Source organism: Bacteroides mediterraneensis, assembly GCF_900128455.1.
Classification (GTDB): domain Bacteria; phylum Bacteroidota; class Bacteroidia; order Bacteroidales; family Bacteroidaceae; genus Phocaeicola; species Phocaeicola mediterraneensis.
Genome location: NZ_LT635783.1, coordinates 2,081,666 through 2,105,811 on the forward strand (window position 1 = coordinate 2,081,666; position 24,146 = coordinate 2,105,811).

The window sequence follows — 24,146 nt, forward strand, 5'->3', positions numbered from 1 at the left end:
GCTCCAGTGAAAAAGAAGAGAATCAGACATCTGAAAGTCATTGTTTGAAAAGTCCTTTCCGAGTATGTTGAACCGTTGCTGAAAGCGGTGCTTTCTCCACATTGACAAGCCGTAAATCGAAGGTCTTGACCAGCGTTTTCAAGGCCGGATTCAACGTGATAAGACGATTGAAAATTGCTTCCTTTGTCTCTTCTTTCAGCAGAAAATCTGCAATGTCATAACCCGCATCCCGTTCTTCTTTTGTTGCGTTTCTTTCCATAAAATCGAAGAGAGAAACCTCTATTCCCAGGCTTCGGATCATCTCCATTTTACTATTCCAATAGTCGGTTGCACCCAGATCGGGGAAGAGCAGAACACGTCGGTTTCTTAATACGCTCATGGCATCCTGATTGAACGCACCGTTCTTTCCGCCCGAAGCAATCCAGAGGTATTGCGGCAGATAGAAACTGGATATCAAAGCGCTTTTCTCACTCTCCACAAGGGCAACCGGACGCTGTTGGTCGGAAAACAAAAGGTGCTCACCAAACAGGCATTGCCGGAGGTTGAAATTCTCTTTCTTCAAAAGGGAATGTACCCACGTGATGTAGTTGTGCGGCTCTTTAATCCGTCTTCCGCTTCCAGGATTGTAGAGCATCACTTTTCCGGTGCGTACACGTCCGGAAATATCGACCTGCCAAAAGACCGTAGCTCCCGGCCAATGCTTCGAGGTTCCTACATGGTAGCGCAACATCAGCTCTTCGGTAGCCTCCTGTCCGAAATGGAAACTCAGGAACTGAAACAGCTTGTTCGTGTGATAAAGCTTCAGGGATTGCCTCATAATTTCGGGCTCAATGAAGGATGGCGCAGGAGGCAGACTGATGCGTGGCTTTGACACTGGTACAAACTCTTCACTCAATCGCTCCTTGGCAATCGGATTCTCATCAAAGTACATTTTGGGCGTATAGTTGTAGCCGCACTTTTGTTCATGGTTGCATCGCCCTACATAGTCAGGAAAGCTGATTTGTTTTTCCGTATCGATGTATTTGGCGAAACAACTTTTGCGGTGGCAGTTCGGGCATGTGTGCCGGGTGCTGACACCTTTGTATGGTTCTAATGTAAATCTGTAGTTCATTTTTCTTTCTGTTTGGATGTTACTATGCACATTTTCGCAACTTCACAAACCCCTCGGTTGCGAAAATGTGCATAGTAACAGGTTTATTTACTGTATTCTCCATGATTCTCTTTTCTGAATAATGTTCCGATATGGCGTTTTAGAAACATCTTGAAAGCATGCTCTTTCATCCCGTAACTTTCAGCAATGCCGATACCTTCTGCCGTTGTAAATCTGTGAGGCAGATTCAGGTATATGTTGCGGTGCAATTCGCTCAACTGTTCTTGACTGACGGCGGTCTGCACTTTTACGGCTGTTGTCCGAAAATACTCGGCCAGCAGGATGGCACGGTTCACGCTTTCAAGGTCAATCATATGCTTGTCACACTCTCCGCAAGTCCATCGGGCAAGCTGGATAATCAGACAAAACCGGATAATGTAGATTTCCAGTTTGCAGTAAATACCTACCAACGCATCGTTGGTTTCCATATCACATTGACGGGCATTTTCATGCTGCCAACCGTAAAGCCGCTGCTTGGCTTCTTCATCGAATGGCAGGCATTGAGGCTGCAACTCATTATTCTCGTCATGCGGACAATCTTGTGCGATCAGCTTATCGATAATCTGTTGCCACTGGATTTCCAGTTCTTCAGGAGTTTCCCGGTCGTTCCATCTGCTTTTCAAGACAGATTCAGGCATCACGAAAAGAATACGGTCAATAAAACCGTTACTTGAACGTTCGCCCTTGACCAGTTCACCCAATATCTTCTTTTGGATGGTACCGATAACGGAGATATAGGGACGTCTGATAAAAATGGAACTTTGCGTACTCTTGCGGTCTGAAATCGTAGGTTTGGCATTGAACACCGAAAGCCAGAACTGTTCTTCCGAACCGTTATTGTAGCGGTTGAAATTCTTGAACCAGGCAGATAACTCATCCGACCAAAGGCAAAGTCCTCTGGGATTTTGGGCATGTATCAGGCTCAATCCTTCGGGAGTAATATCCGAAACAAGAAAGCGTTTGCGCACGGGAGCCTGCGGAAATTCATCCAAACCAGCTTCCATGCGTTCCTTTTTGCTCATGGACATAGTGCGTTCATACTCGGCATACAGTTTCTGATACTCCTGATTCTGACAATAGTCATGTTCAATGAACGGCTGGAAAGCGAAACTCAGCGGGTGACTCTTATTGGCTCCGGGGCGACCAATCAGAGCCATATATAGGATGGGACTTTCCAACCAGTTGCGCTTTACCTGCACCAGATGGGAGTTGCCAATCCCCACGGCAATGGCCGCAAGGATAGCCGCAGCAACATAATCCACGGGATAGCCCTGACAATCGTGCAAACTGCTGATGATACGCTGAATCCTGATAGGAAAGACTTCTATCGGGAACTCACCGCCGGACATCTTGACTCCGATGCGCACAGCCTCACCGATAATACCTTCTGCTGTTAATTTGGAGGTTTCCATATCCATGCAGATCAAAAGTTATAACCTCCCTTTGGTTTGCGTTTCGCTCCATGTACTATCTCCGCAGCCTGTTCCTGAAGTGACATGGCCTGCATCTGCTTGCGTCCGGACTCAATCCATTCCAGCAGCTCATCTTCATAGAAATAGAGTTTCTTACCTCGTTTGTAAGCCGGAATCAGTCCTTTGCGCGCAAGCGTGTAAATAGTAGGCTTTGCCTTTCGTGTGATTTTACAGGCTTCGTCAATTTCAATAAGACGATGCTTGTCGGAAGAAACCTGCGGTTGCAGTGCCGCTACCATTTGACGGATTTGTTCCATCTGTTCTGTGAGATAACCTACCGCCTGCGGCAGCTTATCAAAAGTGATTTGTTCGTTTGCCATACGTACTCGTTTTTAATTGTTCGCTGGCAAAGGAAATTGGTGTTTTGATGGTGGAAAACATCACCGGAATATAACTGTGAGATAACTTTTGATGGTGATAGATTTTATACATTCGTTCTTTTTATTGTAAATGAATAGAAAATCTCAATCATAAAAATTTTAGATTTGTTGGTTTATTCATATCCCTTGGGTATATTTGTATAGCTTGTGCAGTTAATAGGCATTTATTCATTGTTAAAATATATTTTATATGAAGAATATTATAGCTGTAATATGGGACTTTGATAAAACCTTGGTAGATGGATATATGCAAGATCCAATTTTTAAGGAATATGACATTAATTCTTCAACTTTCTGGAAGGAGGTTAATTCATTGCCTGAAAAGTATATGCGGGAACAAAATGTTAAAGTTAATCCTGATACGATATATTTGAATCATTTTCTTAAATATGTCAGAGAAGGAATTTTTAAAGGCTTAAATAATGAAAAATTAAAAGGATATGGCAAGCAACAATCTTTTTATAAAGGAATTCCTGAAATATTTAAGACAACTACAGAATTGTTAAAGTCAGATCCTGTCTGTGAAGAGTACAATATAAAAGTAGAACATTACATAGTAAGTACTGGGTTTGCACAAGTAATTAGGGGAACATCAATAATGGATTACGTAAAATATGTATGGGGATGTGAACTTATTGAGGAGGAAGATGAAGAAGGAAATAAATTTCTATCAGAAATAGGATATACCATTGATAATACTTCAAAAACTAGAGCTCTCTTCGAAATTAATAAAGGTGTAGGAGGAGACGTGGAGGTAAATGTTAATAGTAAAATGACAAATGAACAGCGTCGAGTGGATTTTAGAAATATGATTTACATAGCTGATGGACCCAGTGATGTACCCGCTTTCTCTGTTGTCAAGGGTAAGGGAGGTGCCACATTTGCAATATACCCTCAAGGTAATAAGGATGCTTTTAAGCAGGTTGAGCGTTTAAGAGAAGATGGAAGAATTGATATGTTTGCAGAAGCTGATTATTCAGACGGAAAAACGGCTTCAATGTGGATTTGTAATAAAATTCAGGAGTTTGCAGAACGAATAAAGAAGGAAGAACAGGCGAAAAGAGGTAATTTAGACAATGTACCACATCATTTAGTTTAAATTTATAAAAACGGGAATAATTTGTCTTGAGACCGAATGGGAGCATACTATTAAACAAAATAGATTGTCTTTGCATACAAGGTCTTTATTGGGGTTCCTTGAAAAATCATGGGGGTGTAAAGTGATTTATCGTAGAGTAGCTACTAAAGGAGAGCTTCAATATTATTTGAGAAGATTCGCTACGTCTGAATATAATGGTTACTCTATTTTTTATTTATCTTTTCATGGCGATACCCATTCTATTTTTTTGGAAGGAGAGAAGAAAACAGAGAAGAAGTTGACATTAAAAGAATTGGCAGATATGGCAAAAGGAGTCTTTACAGATCGTTTTGTACATTTCAGCAGTTGTCGCACATTACTAGGAAGTGATAAAGAATTAGAGGAATTCAAAAATGATACAGGAGCTTTATACTTATCCGGATATACAACAAAGGTGGATAGTATTTTAAGTGCTATTAATGATATCGCTTATTTTGATCAAATATTACGCCATCAAACCAAAAAGGCATTAATAGCTTCTGCAATGGAAAAATATTACAATGGACTATCCCAAAAGTTGGGATTTAAAATATTTTGATATCATACATTAGACAATTGCAGTATTTAGTTTAATATTACACTCTGACTCCGTATGTGACATTTTACGTTCAATAGTTGAGATCTCCAAGTCACGGAGGGTATGGGCAAAGACACTCTTGATGAAAGTTGCAGTATGAATACGCTTTATACCAAAAGCCTTGCCAATATTCCATCCAAAGTGCATAATATCAATGCTTTTGAGTTGTGAATCAACCTTTACAGGCGATATCTTTTGTAAGGTATCTTCCGTACTATATTCTGCAACGTATGTGCATAGACGATTGAGATCTTCTTCACTCATATAGGCAACCATTGTTTGCTTCGTATAGCTGATGACCTTTTCCAATTTGGTTTGAGTAGCACGATTCTTTTTTGCTATAGCGTTGGTTCGCATGACTTCATATTCTGAAGGTTCAGAGATTGCTTCTTCAATGGTAGGAGCAGGCTCAATGACATCAGGCGTAGCCTGGTTTGAATCTTTACTTGTAGGGGCTTCCGGAACAGAAACGGTGTTATTGTGATTTTTCATCGTTTGAAAAGCAGAGAAACGCAATAGAAAAGCTTCTATGCGTGGCAGCAGAAACTGATTGAAAGTTGTCTGTAAACTGGCATAGATCGCCATCAAGACAATTACTGTTGCAAAAAATGCAACACTACTACTGAAATCGTCAACACCTTTGGATAAAATAAACTGACGAGCTAAAACGCCAACGACAAGAGTACCTACCAATACAAGGGAATAGAGTGCTATATGTTCTATACTTTTCTGATTCATAGTGATATTTGCTAATTGTTTGTGCGCAAATATATGTCATTTTATAGATACCATGTTATAAATCCAAGAAAGTGGCAGCATTTGTCCTCGATATAGTACTTATTTCTATGCCATCTATGCCACAATAGAATAAAAAAGAAGAGTCCAACTAGGTTTTAACCCCATGTCAGACTCTTCTTTCGTTACAGAACTTTATACTATTTCAGCGAAATCTTATTCGCCGTCTCTCGCTTCTTGGAGTTAACCAAATCAGCATAGATTTGTGTCGTGGTGACATTCTTATGCGTCAGCATCTTCGATACTGTGTAAATGTCTGTTCCTAAGGAGATTTGGATGACGGCATATGAATGACGAAAGCAGTGGAAAGTTATGTGTTTTCTGATTCCGGCTTCGGCAATCCATTGTTTCAGAGGATGATGAGTCATGGATCGGGTTAAACCTTTGAAGACTTTTCCGGTGCCCCATTCGCCACACAGTTCCAGAGCCTCCTGACTGATGGGGAGTGTAGCCTCGGTTTCTGTCTTTTCGGTGCAGATACGGATATAGTAACCTTGATCCGGGCCGACTTCAAAATCACGCCAGTCCAGCTTCAGAATATCACTGATACGGAGACCGGTCATGCAAGCAAATAAGGAGGCTTGTTTCAAGACAGGAATCTTGCATGGCGTAGCTGCCAGTTTCTTGACTTCATCAAGTGTCAGATACTCTTTCTTGACCTCTTTCCATTCTATCTTTTCCAGAAAGTCGTTCAAGTTCTCACGCAGCATCTTCTCTTTGTAGGCTATCTTCAACAAGGCTCGGTAAGTTGAATAATAGCCAGCGGCCGAATTGCGTGAGATATAAGCATTGGGATGATTGATTTGTTTGCATTTGAGCAGGTAATCTCTGAACTTCTCGCACAGTTCCACGGTGACATCACCAAAGGTGCATTTACCACCGACAAATTTCTCGAAGTGGTTGTAAACGCAATCCCATTTCTCATACTTTTCTCGTGCTTTAGTCCGGAAATAGGCGAGAAAATCTACCTTTTGTTTGTTCTTATCCAGGAATCCGAATTCTTCATTGATAAGCGACTGGACACGGATACAGCGGATTGCCTCTGCCTTGTTCAGCATATCCTGATTGAACATTCTTTGCTGCTCATTCTTGGGCTTGGCATAGATGTAAATGCCGAGGAATTCCCGGCGACTCATCTTCATCGTGTAAGGATTGCGAATGGCCGGATAATAATCCAGATAAAGAGATATGCGGTCGTTACGCAATGGCTTTTGTCTCAAAGTTACGTTGGTGCATGTAAGTGTCATAGCTATATTGTTTTTTGATTAATACTTGTTTTTGTTGCAAATAAAATAGGTGTTCTAATGGTGGTATTTATCACCGGAAAATAACTTTCGGCTCATTCTATTTTTGGAGGTTCAAAGAACTTGTCCAGCTCTTCCCGCAGAATCTTGGTATATTTACCGACTTTGATACGGGCGATATTATGGTATTTTACATAATGGTAGAGTTGATCCCGTGTCAGTTTGAATCGTTCCATCGCTTCGGCAATGGTGTAGTATTTGGGCTCTTCGGGAGCTATGAGGCCTTTGGCAATGTCGACATGCTTTTTGGAGTAGAACACCATGATGCCGACTTTCTTTTTAGGAATGGCATTCTTTGATACAAAAGAATAGATGGCCGTTAGTGTCATGCCGAACTTCTCCTGCATGTCTTGCGTGCTGTACCATTCCTTGATCTCAGGATCGGGAGTTTTCTTTGCAAAGTAGTCATCAATATGCTTTTTGCTCCAATAGGTTTTTCCACGATGAAAGGTTCGTGGAATATTATGTTCCTTAGCGATATGAAATATCCAGGAATCCTTTACGCCATACTTTTCCTTAACTTCAGCTGTGGTGTAGAAATCTGATATTGGAGTTTTCTCTTTGGGTTTATTCTCATTATTGGAAGCAATAATGTAGTCGAACATATTATCAATATCCGAACGCCGTACAAGAGTTTTCCCATCAAATCTGACCGCTTTGATTTTCGCATTTTTGATATACCGATAAATTGAGGTACGGCCTACACCTAAAAATGCGGCAACTTCAGTAGGAGTTAAGAACTCTTTTTCAGAATTAGGTTTTAATTCTGCATCATGTTTCAAGTGGAATTCTTGAATTCGTTTTTTTCTAACTCGATCTTTGTATGCGAGGTTTGCGCACCTGTGTGAACAGTATGCGGTAGTAATCTTGTGGGCGGTAAAAATGGTGCCACACCACTCGCATTTCTTTTGAATTTCAATGTTACTAGCCATTTTAATTATCTTTTTAGTTCGCCAAATCTGTTTCATTGCGTACCACAGCGTTCCAAGGCGTTCCAGGTTGTCCACCACCTGGCAGACAGTAAACCCGGCTTTTGGCTTGTGAGGTACACAAGAGGTACAAAAAATGGCGTAAAAAGGCTTAGCAACGATTATCAACGATACTTGAGCAACAAAAAAGGCGCCCGTAAAGAGCGCCATATTAATCGATTATAATCAATTTAACTATCTGATAACCAAGTATTTACTTGCCTATGCAAAAATGCTTGAAAATATTCCCCAGCACCTCATCGGTCGTGATTTCCCCGCCCACAATCTCTGCCAGGTGGAAGAGACACTCACGGAGGTCTTGTGAAACCAAGTCACCGGAGAGATGCATGGCCAGTCCGTCCTGTACGCGGTGGATTGCTTCCAGCGCATGACTCAAAGCCTCGTAGTGGCGGATGTTGCTCACCACCACATCGTTCTGTGAGAGGTCGGGCAGGGCGGCGAAGTCCACCAACTGCTTTTGAAGCTGAGAAAGTCCCTCTTTCTGCTTGGCCGAAAGAGAAAGCACACATACGTCCTCCGGCAAATCGGGGAGAGCCGCTTTCAGGCGAGCAAGCTGTGCATCCGTCGAAGAAGCAGTATTATCCGTAGAAGGTTCTGCCGATGAAAGCAAATCCGCCTTGTTGAGCACAATCACCAGGTGCTTGCCTTTGCAGCGGGGCAGAATCTTGCCGGCCAGTTCGCGGTATTGCGCCTCGGCACAAGTGGCGTCGATCACCCAAAGCACGATATCGGCCTGGTCCAGTTTCTGGAAACTCCGCTCGATACCCAGACTTTCGATGGTGTCGGTCGTTTCACGGATACCCGCCGTATCGATAAAGCGGAAGGTGATGCCGCCCAGGTTCATCGTATCCTCGATGACGTCGCGCGTGGTACCGTGAATGTCGCTCACGATGGCGCGTTCTTCGTTCAGGAGGGCATTCAGCAGGGTAGACTTCCCGGCATTGGTTTCGCCTACGATGGCCACGGGGACGCCGTTTTTGAGGGCATTTCCTACGCTGAACGTATCCACTAGGTGATGGATGACGTGCTCAATCTGGCGGGCGATGTCTTCCAGCTCCGAACGGTCGGCAAACTCCAGTTCCTCGTGGTCGCTGAAATCAAGCTCCAGTTCCATGAGGGAGGTAAGGTGGAGCAACTTGTCGCGCAGGGTGGCCAGTTCCCGACTAAATCCGCCGCGCATCTGGTTCATGGCCATGCGATGGGTGGCGGCGGAGGTAGAGGCGATGAGGTCGGCCACTGCTTCGGCCTGGCTCAAATCCATCTTGCCGTTCAGGAAGGCACGCTGGGTGTATTCCCCCGGTCCGGCGGCACGGCATCCTTGCCGGATAAGAAGCTGCATCACCTGCTGGAGAATGTAGCTCGAACCGTGGCAGGAGATTTCCGTGGAGTCTTCTCCCGTGTAGGAATGAGGGCCTCGGAAAAGGCTGACCAGCACTTCGTCGATAATCTCTCCTTCAGGACTAAGGATGTGGCCGAAGGTGAGGGTATAGGGTTCGCGTTCGGCCAGCGGTTTACCGGAAACGGGCTTGAAAATGCGGTCGGTGAGGGTGATGGCTTCCGGACCCGACACGCGGATGGTGCCGATGGCTCCGCCTTGGGCGGTGGCGATGGCACAGATGGTATCTTGGGTTTGTAGTATGTTCACGTGTGTATTGCTTTTAAAATCCTTGCAAAGATACGGTTTTCGGGTTACATCCGGAAGGAGAGCCGACAGATTTATGCAGGCAGGTAGAGGGTTTTCACCAGCAGGTCGACCACTTTTTCGAGGTATTCGCGGTCGGTTTCATCGAAGGTAGCCAACTGGTCGCTGTCGATGTCGAGCACGCCCCGGACTTCTCCGTTGACCGTCATCGGCACGACGATTTCGGAACGGGAGAGGGAACTACAGGCGATATGGCCGGGGAACTGGTCTACGTCGGGCACGACTTGGGTACGGGCTTCGGCCCAGGCGGTACCGCATACACCACGACCTTTCTTGATGCGGTAGCAGGCCACGCTGCCTTGGAACGGGCCGAGGTGAAGCTCGCCTTCGTGTACCAGGTAGAAGCCTACCCAGAAGAATCCGAAGGCTTCTTTCAGGGCGGCACTGGTGTTGGCCAATACACTGATTTCGTTTTTCTCGCCTTCAATCAGGGGGGCGAATTGTTCAAGGAATTGCGCGTAACGCTGACGCTTGTCGGTAAGGGTGGATTTGAAACTTGCTTCCATGTAGATGATTTTTCAGACAGAAAAACAGGCTCTCTTCCGGAGAAGGGAACCTGTTGATTGATAATTAGTTTACTAGATTCTTTCAAGGACGACTTTAATCAGGTCGTCGATTTTGCTCTTGTATCCGGTGTTGGCTTCCTTGGCCACGCGGTTGGCAATGACCATGCACACGGTGGTGGCTTTATGGCCTTGCAGACGGGCCAGTCCGGCCAGGGCAGAGCTTTCCATTTCGAAGTTGGTGATGCGGTGTCCCTGGTATTCGAAGCTTTCGATTTTCTCGTTCTGGTGCGGGTCGGCCAAGGGGATACGGAGCTGACGTCCTTGCGGACCGAAGAAACCGCCACAGGCCACGGTCACGCCGCGTACCATGTCGGTGCCGGCGATGCGTTCCACCAGTTCCTTGTCGGCATGAATCACGTAGGGAGCCGGGGCGCAGAGGTTACCTGTCCAGCCCAGGTGGTTGAGCAGGGCGCGTTCCATGGGCAGGTCGCACACGGCGTTGCGTCCTTCGTAAAAGTTCAGGAGGCCGTCGAATCCCACGGAGACTTCGGAACAGATGAAGGTGCCTACGGGCGTGTAGGACTGCAGGCCGCCGCAGGTACCGATGCGCACGATTTCCAGCTGTCGGAAGGTATCGTTTTCTTCGCGGGTCTGGAAGTTGATGTTGGCCAGCGCATCGATTTCATTCATCACGATGTCGATGTTGTCGCACCCGATACCGGTGGAGGTCACCATGATGCGTTTGCCTTTGTAGGTACCGGTGATGGTATGAAACTCACGGCTTTCCACTTCACATTCGCGGGTGTCGAAGTGGGAAGCTACGAGGGCCACACGTCCGGGGTCACCCACCAGAATAATTTTGTCGGCCAGGTGCTCCGGTTTCACGTGGAGATGGAATACAGAACCGTCTTCGTTGATAATCAGTTCTGAAGGGGGAAAATACTTTTTCATACGTTACGTTTTTAGTCAAGTAAAGTTTATGTCTTCTTATTTGCCGATGGGCTCGTGTCCGGCAGGATGAGAATCCGGTCGGGCAATGCTGCTCCGCATGTCGGTATCGGCTTGGATATTCTTCATCCGGTAGTAGTCCATGATACCCAGGTTGCCGCTTCGGAAGGCTTCGGCCATGGCTTTGGGCACTTCGGCTTCTGCCTGAATCACGTTGGCACGGGCTTCTTCGGCTTTGGCTTTCATCTCCTGTTCCAGGGCTACGGCCATGGCGCGGCGTTCCTCGGCCTTGGCCTGGGCGATGTTCTTGTCGGCATTGGCCTGGTCAATCTGCAGGGAAGCTCCGATGTTACGGCCGATATCGATATCGGCAATATCAATGGAAAGGATTTCGAAAGCGGTACCGGCATCGAGTCCCTTGCGCAGCACGAGCTTGGAGATGGAGTCGGGGTTTTCGAGTACCGACTTATGATTTTCGGAAGAACCGATGGAAGAAACGATGCCTTCGCCTACACGGGCCAGTACGGTGTCTTCACCGGCCCCACCCACCAGCTGGCGGATGTTGGCGCGTACGGTCACACGGGCCTTGGCAATGAGCTGGATACCATCTTTGGCCACGGCAGTGACGGGAGGGGTATCAATCACTTTCGGATTGACCGACATCTGTACGGCTTCGAACACGTCGCGTCCGGCCAGATCGATGCTGGTGGCCATCTTGAAGGAAAGTTCGATGTTGGCTTTTGAAGCTGATACCAAAGCGTGTACCACCTTTTCCACGTGTCCCCCGGCCATATAGTGAGCTTCCAGATCATCACGGGTAATGTTGCTCAATCCGGCTTTGTGGGCTTCAATCATGGCGGGTACGATGACGTAGGGCGGCACGTTACGGATGCGCATCAGGAACAGCTGGATGAGCGAAATCTTGACGCCCGACACCTTGGCCGAGAGCCAGAGAAAGAAAGGCACGTAGTGGAAAAAAATGACCAGGAAGATGATGACACCTCCGGCCAGAATAAAGGGGAGATAAGCGGGATTAATCATATACGTTAGATTTAAAAGTGAATACAGGAAGAAAGGTGAACGTGAAGTTTACGCATGTTTCACGTACACCGTGGTCTCATTGATGCGGACAATCTCTACCGGTGTCTTCTCGTCGATGAATCCGTCGGCCGACTGCACCTCGATGATGTGTCCGTTGAAGTCGGCGTTGCCAATCAGAGTCAGACGGGTGACGCTCATGCCCCGGTCGCCGGGTTTCAGGTCCATTCCCTCAAAGGGAGAGGGACGGTAGTCGAGGGTTTTCTTCAATGACAGACGATCGACGGTCTTGGAGCGCATGAACCACCACGTCACGCCGATTATGCCCAGCAGAGAGACTCCGATGGTGAGGAATCCGGCCTGTGAGCCGAGCGAGGCAAAAGCGGAATAGATGGCATAAAGGATGCACACCGCAGCTCCGACTCCCGCCACGCTGATGCCGGGAATCAGAAAGACTTCGATGGCAAAGAGTATCAGGCCTCCGATAATGAGTGCGATGATAATCAGTGTTTCCATGGTAGTGTATATTTTTATATTAGAGGTTCTTCAGTTTCTTGATTTCCGTGTTCCGGATGTCAAGCGTAAGCGCCTCAATTTCTTCGCGCAGCTCTTTCACCCGCTTCTCACGGTCGAGGATACCCGGTGTCAGCTTGTTCTTCAGTTCCGTATCGCCGGATGCATAATTGGCCCGGATTTGTACGAGGGCCTCGTCCATGGCTTTCAGGTCTTTTTCTTTCTGCTGGAGCAGCTGGTATTTTTTCCGTGCCTCTTCCGAGCGGAAATCAGCAAGGGTATGATAGATGTCGTGATCGTCTACCACGAAGCGGAAATCGCCTTTCTTTTGGGTCTCGTTTTCGCCGTACATCACCTGTGCCAGTTGTTGCTTGGCTATCCGGACTTTGTCGGCATCCCCCCAAGTGTGCTGGATGCCGTTCAGCATCGCTACATTGGTCAGCAATTCGGGGTCGGTCGTATCATAGTCATACACTTGCTTGGAGCTGTTGGGGGCAAAGACATACACACAGACTTTGCCTTCCGGCTGATAACGGTCGGAAGCGAACCATCCCAGGTCGTTAAAGTCGTCGATGGCATACATATAGTCGTTAAAAGGAGAATTGAACGGAAACCCCATATTGTCCGGTTTCAAATAGCTTCCGTCTTCCGAGTCATAACGGGTAATGAAAATGTCATAACCGCCCAGGCTTTCTTCTCCCTTGGCCGCAAAATAAAGAGTAATACCGTCGGAATTGATAAACGGATAGTTCAGGTCAGTACCTGCTTCGTCCAAACCTTTCACTTTTTCGGGTACTCCCCAGTCACCTCCCAGCGTGACACTGGTGTAAAGGGCTCTTTCGTTTGTTCCCGGTACACGGTGGGCAAGGATTTTCTTGTCTTTCATTCCGTTGGTGAATTCCGTACAGTCGCTTTCGCCGGTAAGCCCCACCTTTCCGGATTCCTCGTTGATTTTATATGCCTGAAGGAAGTCATTTTTATCGACCACAAAACTGTCAATGACGGCTACGCTTTCCACTCCCCGCATCATACGGGCTCCCATGCGGTAGCGGTCCAACAGTGCTTCCAGTTCGGAAGTGTCACGGTTCTTACGCTCCATCCAATAGATGTGGTCTTCCAAGTTCTCAATGGCTTCGTCAAAGCGGTACAAGTCGAAATAGGCTTTGCTCAGGTAGAGAAAACCGTTGATGACCTTGCGTTCGGCACTTTTCTCCAGATAGGGTACAGACTCTTTCAATTCGCCGGTCTCATAGCAGCAGGCGCCGTACCAGAAGTTGTAGTTGGCATTTGAAGGAGATTGTTTCACCAAGCGTTGGAAGACAGGTTTCGCCTTGTCAAACTGCTTGTCGTTGAACCATTTTTGTGCTTGGCTCAGGGTCTGTGCGGAAACTCCTCCCACACCACAAAGAGCCAATAGAGGGAGTATGTATCTTTTTTTCATCGTTTCTGTGTCTAAAAGTTTCTCAAATGTAGGAATATTCTGGGAATTATACCATTTTCTGTTCCCTATTTTTCTTTTTACACGGAACTTTGGCCGTTTTGGTTTTGCGAATATAACCAATAATGTATATTCCCGGCACGATGCAGTTCATAAAAAAGCGTAACCGTTTCCCTTTATTCGGGCGTTTTTCGTAATTTCGCCGCCGTTTTTAATATCATACGTATGGGAAAAATGACGGAAGAAGACCGCCTGATGCGCCGCATCAACCAGCGGTTCATGAAAGGGATAATGAAATACAACCTGATAGAAGAAGGCGACCGAATCCTGGTGGGCCTTTCGGGTGGGAAAGACTCACTGGCCTTGCTGGAGTTGCTGGCTTTGCGTTCACGCATCTACAAACCTAAATTTTCAGTGGTAGCAGCTCATGTGGTGATGAAAAACATCGCCTACGAGTCCGACCAGACCTATCTGCGCGAGTATGCCGAGAAGCTGGGTGTACCGTATGTGTGCTATGAAACGGAATTCGACCCGTCGACCGACAACCGGAAATCTCCGTGTTTTCTGTGTTCGTGGAACCGGCGGAAGGCGCTCTTCACCGTGGCCAAGGAGCACGGATGCAACAAAATTGCATTGGGGCACCACATGGACGACATTCTGGAGACTTTGCTCATGAACATGACCTTCCAGGGGGCTTTCAGCACCATGCCGCCGCGGCTCGTAATGCGCAAGTTCGACATGACGATTATCCGTCCCATGTGTCTGGTACACGAAGCCGACTTGAAGGAGATGGCCGCCCTCCGGGATTTCCGCAAGCAGGTGAAGAATTGCCCGTATGAAAAAGACTCCCATCGTTCGGACATGAAAGAGGTGCTGGCCCGGTTGGAAGCCATGAATCCGGAAGCACGTTACAGCTTGTGGGGGAGCATGAACAACATCCAGCGCGACCTTCTTCCGATGGAGAGTGAAGAGGATTCGCTCGGTTAAGTCTCATTCGGGGACATTCAGTACCACTTGCTTACCCGTCATGGTGATTTTTCCTTCGGCAATCAGTTCCGACAGGGCGCGGGCCAGTGACGGACGGGCTACTCCCAAAATAAAGGCCACTTCCTGCTGGTTGTGGATGCCTCCGTGCATCTGCAGGTAGTTCAGCAGGCGTGATTTCAGGCTCTGCAAGGCGAATTCATTCAGCTTGCGGCTCAGAAACAGACTCCGGTCGGAAATGATGGCGATAAAATTCCTCATCACGGCCGGCTGGGCATGCATGAACGCCTCGAAACGGGTACGGTCCATGACAAGCACCTCGCAGAGTTCCGTGGCTTCCACATTCACCGGGAAACGGTTCTCCGAGGCATAGATGAAGGCCGGAGCCAGAATGTCGGGTGCCTTGATCCAGTCGATGGTGAGCTGTTTGCCTTCTGCATTTTCCATTTGTGTCTTCACGTTCCCTTTCATCAGAATAAACAAGGAACGGCATGCGTCTCCCTGACGGGCAATGTATTCTCCTTCCTTATATATGCGCAAACTGTTCGGTGCCTCACGCAGCAGTTGGTGAAGGGCTTCTGCCTCGCATCCTTCAAAGAGGCTCATTCGTGTCAAAACTTCGGTATGCATCTTTCTTTTAACTTTTCTTTGGGTTCCGTGTCACATAGGTGACAGAAATCCCGTGTGGGATTCCTCATCTTTGTGCAAACTTAATGAAAAATCAACAATAACCCAAGAAAGAATATGGAAGGAAACATGTTTTGCTACCAGTGCCAGGAAGCTGCCAAGGGCACAGGATGTGTGTTGAAAGGTGTATGTGGAAAGAAAGATACCACCGCACGTTACATGGATTTACTGCTGTTTGTGGTGCGCGGAGTATCCGTAGCAGCCGATGCCTTGCGTACGAAAGGCCTTGAGGTGGAAGCCGACACAAACGGTTTTGTTACCGACGCGCTTTTCTCAACGATTACCAATGCCAATTTTGATGACGAAAGCATCCTGGTCCGTGTACGTAAAGGCCTGGAACTGCGCGACCGCTTGAAGGCGCGTGCTGCCGATGCCGGCATCGCCTTGCCGGAGGTGGACGAACTGACCTGGAATGGTGGAGAAGCGGACTATCTGGCCAAATCGGCTTCCGTAGGGGTGCTGAGGGAGCCGAACGAAGACCTTCGCTCATTGAAGGAACTGCTGATGTACGGACTGAAGGGCATGGCCGCTTACCACGAACATGCCATGCGACTGGGCTTTGCCGATGAAGCTATCCATGCGTTCATGCAATCGGCGCTGGCCCGCATCACCGTACAGGCAATGGGAGCCGATGAACTGGTGGCGCTGGTTCTCGAAGCCGGACAGCACGGGGTACAGGTGATGGCGTTGCTGGATCAGGCGAACACCACCCGTTACGGTCATCCGGAACTGACAAAGGTGAACATCGGGGTAGGCAAGAATCCGGGTATCCTAATCAGCGGACACGACTTGCACGATTTGGAAGAGCTGCTGCGCCAGACCGAAGGTACGGGAGTGGATGTATACACGCATAGCGAAATGCTTCCGGGACACTATTATCCGGCGTTCAAGCAATACAAGCATTTTGTAGGCAACTACGGAAACGCCTGGTGGAAACAGCGCGAGGAGTTTACGGCCTTCAACGGTCCGATTGTCTTCACCACCAACTGTATCGTGCCGCCATTGGAGAATGCATCGTACAAGGAGCGGATGTTTACGGCCAACTCAACAGGCTATCCCGGCTGCAAGCACATCGCTACGGATGCCGAAGGCCACAAGGATTTCTCGGAGGTCATCGCACTGGCCAAGCAATGCCAGCCACCAGTGGAACTGGAACAGGGAGAGATTGTCGGTGGATTTGCTCATAATCAGGTGATGCAGCTGGCCGATAAGGTGGTAGAAGCGGTGAAGAGCGGAGCCATCCGCAAGTTTGTGGTCATGGCCGGATGCGACGGACGCATGAAGAGCCGCGATTACTATGCCGATTTTGCACAGGCCCTTCCGAAAGATACGGTCATCCTTACAGCAGGTTGTGCCAAGTACCGTTACAACAAACTGCCGTTGGGCGACATTCAGGGAATTCCTCGGGTACTCGATGCCGGACAATGCAACGACAGCTACTCACTGGCTGTGATTGCCCTGAAGCTGAAGGAAGTCTTCCAGTTGAACGACATCAACGAACTGCCCATCGTGTACAACATTGCCTGGTACGAACAGAAGGCAGTCATTGTCCTGCTGGCCCTGCTGAGCCTGGGCGTGAAACACATTCACCTGGGACCCACATTGCCGGCCTTCCTCTCACCGAACGTAGCCAAGGTACTGGTCGAACAGTTCGGCATCGGAGGTATTACTACCCCCGAAGCGGACATGCAACTGTTCGGCATCTGATGACGGCTTAATAGGATTTCTCGTTGGCCAGATTCCAGGCATTGAGGAAAGAAGCTTTCGTGATTTCCACCACCTTCTCCCAGTTCAGCTTGTCTGCATGGTCGGAAGGCTGGTGGTAATCCGGATGCCCGTCCGTGTGATACCAGATGATGGGAATGTCGTGCACGGCAAACGAAGCATTGTCGCTTCCTCCCACCGGACGGTCCCAAGGACGGTAGTCGGGCTTCAGTTTCAGCTTGTAACGGACGATGTCGTCTTTCAGCCACTGTCCCAAGGCCGGATGCGCCTCCGTATAGAAATACACCACATGTTCGGGTTGTTCCGGGAAATGGTTCCGCCCGATCATGTCAAAATTCAGGTAACCTTTAATCTCCTTCACGAAATCACAATTCTGCATGAAATACTGGGAGCCGAGCAATCCTTTCTCTTCTCCGTCCCAGAAGGCGATGATCACGTTGCGCAGCGGTTTCTTGCCACTGGCCTGAAAGGCACGGGCAATTTGCATCACTGCCGACACTCCCGATGCGTTGTCATCGGCTCCGTTGTAAATCTTGTCATCCGCCAATGTCTCGTCAATGCCTAGATGATCGAAATGGGCACCGACCACGACATACTCGTCGGTCCGTTCTCCGGGAATCATTCCCAGCACGTTGGCCATCTGAAGAGAACGGTGTGTCAGCTGCTTCAATTGGGCGATGGAATCGGGATGTACCTGCCAGCGGCCTTTTTGCTGTCTTTCCTTGGCACAAGCCTCGAAAGGTTGATAATAGGAATCTCCGTAAAGAGGAGAGATACCGGCCTCCTGAAGACAGGAAACCAGATAGCGGGCAGCCACGCGCGAACCGGTCATACCGGCTTCACGTCCTTGCAGGGCATCGTCTGCCAGAAAACCTACGATGGCTTCAGCCGAAGGTCGGTTAATACTTTGCAGGCCTTTTTCCACGGCGGTCTGTGCCTGCAGGAGAGAGGTACCGCATGAACCGATGGTCCATGCCAGTAACAGAGAGGTTACAGTCTTTTTCATAATGAGAGCAAAAATAGGGAGAACTTGCGAATTTCCCAAACTTATTCTTCCAGTTTCTTCACGTAGCAAGAGCTTGATTTTCTAAAAATTGAGGTTTACTCCAGCCATCACCGTGGCACGCGGCATAGGATATCCGGCATTGATTTCGTATCGCTGGGCCAGCAGGTTCTCGCCACGTGCCCAGATGTCCAGCCAGCGGATAGCCCGGAAGGAAGCCCGCACGTTCCACAGTACGAAGTCCTTTGTCACTGCGGGGGCGGTCTGGGTATAGAGTCCCGCGATGTATTGCAGTCCCGTCGACACGTTCCAGCGGCCTTGGGAGAAATTGGCCCCAGCGTAAAGTTTGTGTTCCGGAGCGGCGATGACCGGATGCGCCATGTGCAGGTAACTGTAGTTCCCGTCTACCGACCAGTCGCGGTTGATGCGGTAAGCTGCCTGCAATTCGATTCCTGCATTTTCTATCTTTCCGGTGTTCTGGTTCAGCATCCCGCTTCCGTGCGGATTTTGCAACGTCTGTATCAGGTTCTTGGCATTGATATAAAACAAATTCACTCCATAATACAGCCGTTCCTCCATCAACCGTTGTGAGAAGGCCAGCTCATAGTTCCACATCGATTCCGGTTGCAAATCAGGATTCTGCGGCGGGAACATATACATTTCCCGCAGGATAGGGTAGCGGAATCCTTTCGAAACCGAGGCCTTCAGTTCCATAGCCTGCGGCAAATGGAAAGCCAGTCCGGCCTGCGGCACCCATTCCGTACCCACCCGTGAATGATGGTCCACCCGCAATCCCGCATTGAAAGTCAGCCAAGAGCAAAAATCCTGCCGGAAGTCGATGTAGCCGGCCAGTTCGTCTTCCTGCTTGTCCACCAAATCAGAAGTAGTGCCCACCTTTTCTCCGCTCACATATTCATTCCAGGCACGGCCTCCGTAACGGAACCAGTCGAAGCCCAGTGTGATACGGTTTCCCGTAAAGAACTGCGTACTTTGATAGAGGGATATCCCCGTCATGTAATCATGAGAATTGAAACGGGCATCCTGAGGACTTTCCCCGGCAGAAGGCGTATATCCGTCGTTAATCCAATGGTCTCCCCAGTTGTAGAAGAAACTCAATCCTCCGGAAGTCTTTTCGTAATGATTCTCCAGCGCAAACGAAGTCATGCCCCGCGTGATTCGCTGGTCTCCGTCGAGCAGCGGTGCACTGACCGGCCCCGGATAGGAAGCATTGAAATGTGTCACGTTCACGTCGCCCCGCACGTCCCAATGGTCGGTCATCTCGTATCCCAGCTTGGCATAGCCGCCATACTGTTCAAACCCCATGTCATCCCGATGCCCGTCGGTACGGTTATAGGAACCGGATACCACGCTCGAAAACCGTCCCTTGCGGACACGGTTGGTCAGTTCCGTTTCCAAGGTATTATACGAACCGTAGCCCGCATGCAGATGGGTGTTTACCCCGTCTTCCTGCATCTTCCGCGTCACGATGTTGATCACGCCGCCCATAGCGTTCGAGCCGTACAACACCGAAGCGGGGCCCCGCAACACTTCCACCCGTTCGGCCAGGAACGACTGGTAGGCATCGGCTATCGGATGACCGAAAATGCCGGCATATTGCGGATGGCCGTCAATCAAGACCATCAGCCGGGCCGTTCCTCCGCTCAGTCCACGCAGAGAGATGCTACCCGCCGCCCCGTTGGACACGCCATAACCCATCACCCCGCGCGAGGTGACGAAGAGCCCGGGAACCTGCTCGGTCAGCACCGGCAATAAGGACGGTTGCAGGGAGTGTTCAATCTGGGCACGCCCCACCACCGATACGGTCTGCGACAGATGACGCACATCCGTCTCGTGGCGGGCACCAGTCACCACCACCTCGTCTATCTGGTGAATTTGGTTTGTAAGTGAAAGTGTATCGTGTGATGAGGTTTGAGCCATACCTGCTTGGCAGGCCAAACTGATTCCTATAATAGAAAGATATACTTTTTTCATTGATTCATTTTTGTTTGTGTCTCTTATGACGCACTACATGATTATGTGTGACAAAAGTAGTAAATATTCTTCCGTTTTGCCTTACCCGCATGACAGATAATCTTTTCTTCATCCCCGATAAAGATGCTTTTGTTCTTTTATTCTCCATACTTTTGCATCTAAAATGAAGAATTTTCTTGATATTTGTATTACATGACGATTCAATGTCTTGAACAGACGGGTGAAGCCATCCGCTTCCTGTCGCAGGGGCATCCCGACGGAAAGGTCGTGATTCGTTTGTAGTGCAACCGGAAATCATTCCATCTAAAATAGAAGAAAAATGAAATATTACGAGATTTGTTTCAGTCCCACGGGAGGTACGCAGAAAGTGGCAGATGCCGTAACGAAGGGCTTGGCCCAAAGTACTTCCAAGATAGATTTGACCGACGCCAAGGGGAACTTTGACGGCATTTCATTGACGAAGGAAGATGTGGCCTTAATTGCCGTACCCTCTTATAGTGGACGGGTACCAGAGACTGCCGCCGCACGTATTGCCCGTTTGCAAGGTCACGGTGCCAGCGCCATTCTCATTTGCGTGTATGGAAACCGTGCCTACGAGGATACCCTGGTAGAATTACAGGACATCGCCCATCAGGCCGGATTTAAGGTGGTGGCAGCCGTAGCGGCCGTAGCCGAACACTCCATCGCCCGCCGCTATGCCGCCGGACGGCCGGACGAAGAAGACCGGACACAGCTCACGGAATTTGCCCGTCAGATAGCACAGAAAATCACTTCCGGAGATACTTGCGAGCCGAAGATTCCCGGTCACCGTCCGTATCGGAAGGCAGGAGCAACGGGGATTGTACCGAAACCCACAAAAGCTTGCATAAACTGTGGAGTGTGTGCCCGCAAATGTCCCGTAGGAGCCATCAATCCGACGGATTCCCGGGAAGTGGACAAGAAAGCCTGTATTTCGTGCATGCGTTGTGTAGCGGTCTGTCCTCATTCCGCCCGCAAAATCAATCGCTTCCTGTTGTTTCTGGTCAATGCCATGCTCAAGAAAGCCTGTTCCCAGCGGAAAGGGAACGAACTTTACCTATAGAAGTGAGCGTATTAAGATTATTCGTAGATGCCGTTCTGATAATCCGACTGATATTGCAAACAAGTCTTGCCAGTCTGCTGCTTGAAAAAACGCATCAGATGACTGGGGTCGGAAAAATGGAAATCATCGGCCAGCTGGCTCACACTGCGGTTGGAGAATAGCAATTCATTTTTCAGTTCTTCCAATAAGCGTTGTTTGAGCAGATGGGAGGCAGATACGCCGAATTGAGCCATTACAGCATGGTTCAGGGTAATTCGGCTGATATGGAGCATGTCGGCATATTCTGTCACCCGCTGCATCTCCCGTATATGCTGTTCAAGCAGTTCCTTGAACTGATAGGCGTAGTTGTTTTTAGGAACATCCATGGGAAGATGGTAGGTAGCAGCATATTCACGGTTGATTACCAATAGCAGGTAATACAATACAGCTACAATCAGGTTGTAGCTGTCGGCAGTGGGATGTTGCAGTTCCTGCTTGATTTTTTCCAGCAACTGCATACATTCCCTAAACAACGATTGGGAAACGGGTGACAGGTAAGGAGGAGTATCCGTCTGGTAACAATACAGCAGACGGTAGGCAAAGAACTTGTCGGCAATGAAAGTGCGCATGAAATCCTCTCGGAAGATAAGAAAGGTATAGTCCAAAGCTTCTTCCTCTACGTGCCATTCCTGTTGCTGGTGCGGAGAGAGAAGCAGCGCCATGTCATCATGCAGTGCTATTCGTTTATTGTTCAGCACCAGAAAACCGTTGGTTTTCCGGAAAAAGAAAAATTCGAAGAAATCCGTCTTGAAGGTCGGATTCTCAGTCAGTACTCCACAAATCTCACTACTATGTCCGGTATTGATATAGAAATCCACGCCGCATTGGGTTTTGTTGAACGGGACGTTGACAAGTCTTTCCGGATTGAGATTTTTCTTTTTCATGACTTTTCCAAATTGTTTCACACGCAAAGATAAAGAATGTAATTATCAAAATGGCCTGTTTCCCTTCTTTTTGGGTATGAGGAGTGAAACAAAATATACCGACTTTTGCGATGAACAAAAAGAAACAGAAGGCTATGGATAAAAACAAGACAGCAGTTATTCAATTGGTGCGCAATGCGACATTGAAGATTCATTACGCAGGCAAGTGTATATTGGTCGATCCGGTGTTGGCTGAAAAAGAAACGTTAAGGTCGGCACTTGGAGTGAATAAGAATCCAAGAGTACATCTGAACATGTCGGCAGCCGACCTTGTAAAAGATGTGGACATGGTTTTGTTGACTCATAACCATATCGATCATTACGAACCAAGTGTGAGACATTATTTGCCTTACACCATCCCATTTTTCACCCAACCGGCAGATAAAGAAACAGTCGTACACGACGGATTTATGAATGTAGAAGCCATAGAAGAGATGAAACAGCTAGGAGGACTGAGTATTTTCCGGACAAACGGGCATCACGGTTTCGGCAAACTTGCAGAAATGATGGGACCTGTATCTGGCTTTGTCCTGAAGGCAAAAGGTCTGCCTACCATTTATGTGATGGGAGACTGTAGGTGGGAGAATACCATTCGTGAGAACATCGATCGATATCATCCGGATTATATAGTTGTCAACTGTGGGGGAGCTGTGTTTCCGGAATTTTCCAAAGATTTCGGACCGATTTTGCCCGATGAGCATGAAGTAATGCAGATGCTGGATGAAGTGCCAAAGAATGTAAGACTGATTGCTGTACACATGGATGCCATTGACCATTGCCAGACTACACGCGCTATCCTGCGTAACGAAGCCCAGCATAATCACATAGATATGAATCGTTTGATTATTCCCGAAGATGGGGAATGTATAGCATTATAAGCGATGGATACAGAAATCATTCACGAAATTAAAGTGCAGAGCGTCATGACCAAGTCCTCTCTGCCCGTCGGAGGTTATTCGGTGAACCCATACGTGGGTTGCCCGCACGCCTGCAAATATTGTTACGCCTCGTTCATGAAACGCTTCACCGGACATACTGAACCGTGGGGCACGTTTCTGGATGTGAAGCACTGGAAACCGATAGCGAACCCGCATAAATACGATGGTGAACGTATTGTGATAGGTTCCGTAACGGACGGATACAACCCCTACGAAGCCGAGTTCCGAAACACCCGCCGTCTGCTAGAGGAACTTCGCGGCACACAGGCTGAACTGATGATTTGCACGAAGTCCGACCTTGTGCTGCGCGACTTGGACCTGTTGAAGCAGTTCCCCAAGGTCACGGTGTCTTGGTCGGTCAATACGCTGGATGAGGAGTTTCGTGCGGACATGGACCGGGCAGTCAGCATCGAACGCCGCTTGCGTGCGATGCGACAGGTCTATGAGGCAGGCATCCGTACCGTGTGTTTCGTGTCGCCTATCTTTCCAGGCATCACCGATGTGAAGGCGATTATCGAAGAAGTAAAAGGATATGCCGATTTAATCTGGCTGGAAAACCTGAATCTGCGCGGGCAGTTCAAAGGAGAAATCATGGCGTATATCCGTAAGAAGCATCCCGCACTCTTTCCGCTGTACGAGGAAATATACAACCAGAAAAGACTGGATTACTGGAAAGCCTTGGAAGAGGAGATTTCATCCTATGCCGCACAACAAAGCTTTCCCTATCGGGTAAACGATTTGCCCTACGGACGTTCTGAAAAAGGGAAACCCGTGCTTGTCAACTATTTCTATCACGAAAAAATCAAACTAAATCGATAAAACTA

Annotated in this window: 23 protein-coding genes; 7 read left to right on the forward strand and 16 right to left on the reverse strand. The window is 48.2% G+C overall.

Annotated elements, in window-relative coordinates; all coding sequences use genetic code 11:
- Positions 1–37 precede the first annotated feature (37 nt).
- From BQ7480_RS08560 to BQ7480_RS08570, 3 genes are all read right to left on the reverse strand, one after another.
- Positions 38–1,111 carry a DUF6371 domain-containing protein gene (locus BQ7480_RS08560; protein WP_068855228.1) on the reverse strand — a complete coding sequence of 358 codons (1,074 nt, stop codon included), beginning with the start codon at positions 1,109–1,111 and terminating at the stop codon, positions 38–40.
- Between the two features lie 83 nt (positions 1,112–1,194).
- On the reverse strand, positions 1,195–2,562 hold the full coding sequence (locus BQ7480_RS08565) for a DUF3987 domain-containing protein (RefSeq protein ID WP_072543960.1): 1,368 nt from the start codon (positions 2,560–2,562) through the stop codon (positions 1,195–1,197).
- An 11-nt stretch (positions 2,563–2,573) separates the two neighbouring features.
- Positions 2,574–2,942, reverse strand: a complete 369-nt coding sequence (locus BQ7480_RS08570) for a helix-turn-helix domain-containing protein (protein WP_072542544.1) — start codon at positions 2,940–2,942, stop codon at positions 2,574–2,576.
- A 250-nt stretch (positions 2,943–3,192) separates the two neighbouring features.
- On the opposite strand from BQ7480_RS08570, the gene BQ7480_RS08575 reads away from it, so the two are divergent.
- A complete protein-coding gene (locus tag BQ7480_RS08575; RefSeq protein ID WP_072542545.1) occupies positions 3,193–4,101 on the forward strand; it encodes an HAD family hydrolase in 909 nt (302 codons plus the stop codon).
- A gap of 19 nt (positions 4,102–4,120) precedes the next feature.
- Positions 4,121–4,678 (forward strand): DUF6642 family protein, encoded by a 558-nt coding sequence (locus BQ7480_RS08580; protein WP_394332654.1) that lies wholly within the window; start codon positions 4,121–4,123, stop codon positions 4,676–4,678.
- Between the two features lie 9 nt (positions 4,679–4,687).
- On the opposite strand, the gene BQ7480_RS08585 is transcribed toward BQ7480_RS08580, so the two are convergent.
- The 9 genes from BQ7480_RS08585 to BQ7480_RS08625 form a co-directional block, all read right to left on the reverse strand.
- A complete protein-coding gene (locus BQ7480_RS08585) occupies positions 4,688–5,455 on the reverse strand; it encodes a mobilization protein (RefSeq protein WP_072542547.1) in 768 nt (255 codons plus the stop codon).
- A gap of 197 nt (positions 5,456–5,652) precedes the next feature.
- Positions 5,653–6,759 (reverse strand): site-specific integrase, encoded by a 1,107-nt coding sequence (locus BQ7480_RS08590; protein ID WP_072542548.1) that lies wholly within the window; start codon positions 6,757–6,759, stop codon positions 5,653–5,655.
- A gap of 92 nt (positions 6,760–6,851) precedes the next feature.
- The gene (locus BQ7480_RS08595; protein ID WP_072543961.1) at positions 6,852–7,748 is read right to left on the reverse strand and encodes a helix-turn-helix domain-containing protein; all 897 of its coding nucleotides are present in this window, start codon (positions 7,746–7,748) and stop codon (positions 6,852–6,854) included.
- A 250-nt stretch (positions 7,749–7,998) separates the two neighbouring features.
- Positions 7,999–9,450 (reverse strand): tRNA uridine-5-carboxymethylaminomethyl(34) synthesis GTPase MnmE, encoded by a 1,452-nt coding sequence (mnmE, locus tag BQ7480_RS08600; protein WP_083581788.1) that lies wholly within the window; start codon positions 9,448–9,450, stop codon positions 7,999–8,001.
- Positions 9,451–9,521: 71 nt separating this feature from the next.
- Positions 9,522–10,013: a GAF domain-containing protein gene (locus BQ7480_RS08605; protein WP_072542549.1), complete on the reverse strand. Its 492-nt coding sequence runs from the start codon at positions 10,011–10,013 to the stop codon at positions 9,522–9,524.
- Positions 10,014–10,085: 72 nt separating this feature from the next.
- Positions 10,086–10,964 carry a nucleoside phosphorylase gene (locus BQ7480_RS08610; RefSeq protein ID WP_072542550.1) on the reverse strand — a complete coding sequence of 293 codons (879 nt, stop codon included), beginning with the start codon at positions 10,962–10,964 and terminating at the stop codon, positions 10,086–10,088.
- A 36-nt stretch (positions 10,965–11,000) separates the two neighbouring features.
- Positions 11,001–12,002, reverse strand: a complete 1,002-nt coding sequence (gene floA, locus BQ7480_RS08615) for a flotillin-like protein FloA (RefSeq protein ID WP_072542551.1) — start codon at positions 12,000–12,002, stop codon at positions 11,001–11,003.
- 48 nt (positions 12,003–12,050) lie between these two features.
- Entirely contained in the window at positions 12,051–12,515 is a 465-nt protein-coding gene (locus BQ7480_RS08620; RefSeq protein WP_072542552.1) for an NfeD family protein, read from the reverse strand.
- A 19-nt stretch (positions 12,516–12,534) separates the two neighbouring features.
- Positions 12,535–13,953 carry a tetratricopeptide repeat protein gene (locus BQ7480_RS08625; RefSeq protein ID WP_072542553.1) on the reverse strand — a complete coding sequence of 473 codons (1,419 nt, stop codon included), beginning with the start codon at positions 13,951–13,953 and terminating at the stop codon, positions 12,535–12,537.
- A gap of 222 nt (positions 13,954–14,175) precedes the next feature.
- On the opposite strand from BQ7480_RS08625, the gene BQ7480_RS08630 reads away from it, so the two are divergent.
- Positions 14,176–14,937 carry a PP-loop family protein gene (locus BQ7480_RS08630; protein ID WP_072542554.1) on the forward strand — a complete coding sequence of 254 codons (762 nt, stop codon included), beginning with the start codon at positions 14,176–14,178 and terminating at the stop codon, positions 14,935–14,937.
- Positions 14,938–14,940: 3 nt separating this feature from the next.
- Here BQ7480_RS08630 and BQ7480_RS08635 read toward each other — a convergent pair whose 3' ends face one another.
- The gene (locus BQ7480_RS08635) at positions 14,941–15,564 is read right to left on the reverse strand and encodes a Crp/Fnr family transcriptional regulator (protein WP_072542555.1); all 624 of its coding nucleotides are present in this window, start codon (positions 15,562–15,564) and stop codon (positions 14,941–14,943) included.
- Positions 15,565–15,678: 114 nt separating this feature from the next.
- On the opposite strand from BQ7480_RS08635, the gene hcp reads away from it, so the two are divergent.
- Positions 15,679–17,328 carry a hydroxylamine reductase gene (gene hcp, locus BQ7480_RS08640; protein ID WP_072542556.1) on the forward strand — a complete coding sequence of 550 codons (1,650 nt, stop codon included), beginning with the start codon at positions 15,679–15,681 and terminating at the stop codon, positions 17,326–17,328.
- 7 nt (positions 17,329–17,335) lie between these two features.
- Here hcp and BQ7480_RS08645 read toward each other — a convergent pair whose 3' ends face one another.
- Both BQ7480_RS08645 and BQ7480_RS08650 read right to left on the reverse strand, forming a co-directional pair.
- Positions 17,336–18,352 carry a M28 family metallopeptidase gene (locus BQ7480_RS08645; RefSeq protein WP_072542557.1) on the reverse strand — a complete coding sequence of 339 codons (1,017 nt, stop codon included), beginning with the start codon at positions 18,350–18,352 and terminating at the stop codon, positions 17,336–17,338.
- Between the two features lie 81 nt (positions 18,353–18,433).
- On the reverse strand, positions 18,434–20,287 hold the full coding sequence (locus BQ7480_RS08650; protein WP_394332655.1) for a TonB-dependent receptor: 1,854 nt from the start codon (positions 20,285–20,287) through the stop codon (positions 18,434–18,436).
- A 373-nt stretch (positions 20,288–20,660) separates the two neighbouring features.
- On the opposite strand from BQ7480_RS08650, the gene BQ7480_RS08655 reads away from it, so the two are divergent.
- Positions 20,661–21,422, forward strand: coding sequence for a 4Fe-4S binding protein (locus BQ7480_RS08655; RefSeq protein ID WP_072542559.1), 762 nt, complete (start codon positions 20,661–20,663; stop codon positions 21,420–21,422).
- A 17-nt stretch (positions 21,423–21,439) separates the two neighbouring features.
- On the opposite strand, the gene BQ7480_RS08660 is transcribed toward BQ7480_RS08655, so the two are convergent.
- A complete protein-coding gene (locus BQ7480_RS08660; RefSeq protein ID WP_072542560.1) occupies positions 21,440–22,345 on the reverse strand; it encodes a helix-turn-helix domain-containing protein in 906 nt (301 codons plus the stop codon).
- A gap of 110 nt (positions 22,346–22,455) precedes the next feature.
- On the opposite strand from BQ7480_RS08660, the gene BQ7480_RS08665 reads away from it, so the two are divergent.
- Both BQ7480_RS08665 and BQ7480_RS08670 read left to right on the forward strand, forming a co-directional pair.
- Positions 22,456–23,262 carry an MBL fold metallo-hydrolase gene (locus BQ7480_RS08665; RefSeq protein ID WP_235816666.1) on the forward strand — a complete coding sequence of 269 codons (807 nt, stop codon included), beginning with the start codon at positions 22,456–22,458 and terminating at the stop codon, positions 23,260–23,262.
- A 3-nt stretch (positions 23,263–23,265) separates the two neighbouring features.
- The gene (locus BQ7480_RS08670) at positions 23,266–24,141 is read left to right on the forward strand and encodes a radical SAM mobile pair protein B (RefSeq protein ID WP_072542561.1); all 876 of its coding nucleotides are present in this window, start codon (positions 23,266–23,268) and stop codon (positions 24,139–24,141) included.
- Positions 24,142–24,146 lie beyond the last annotated feature (5 nt).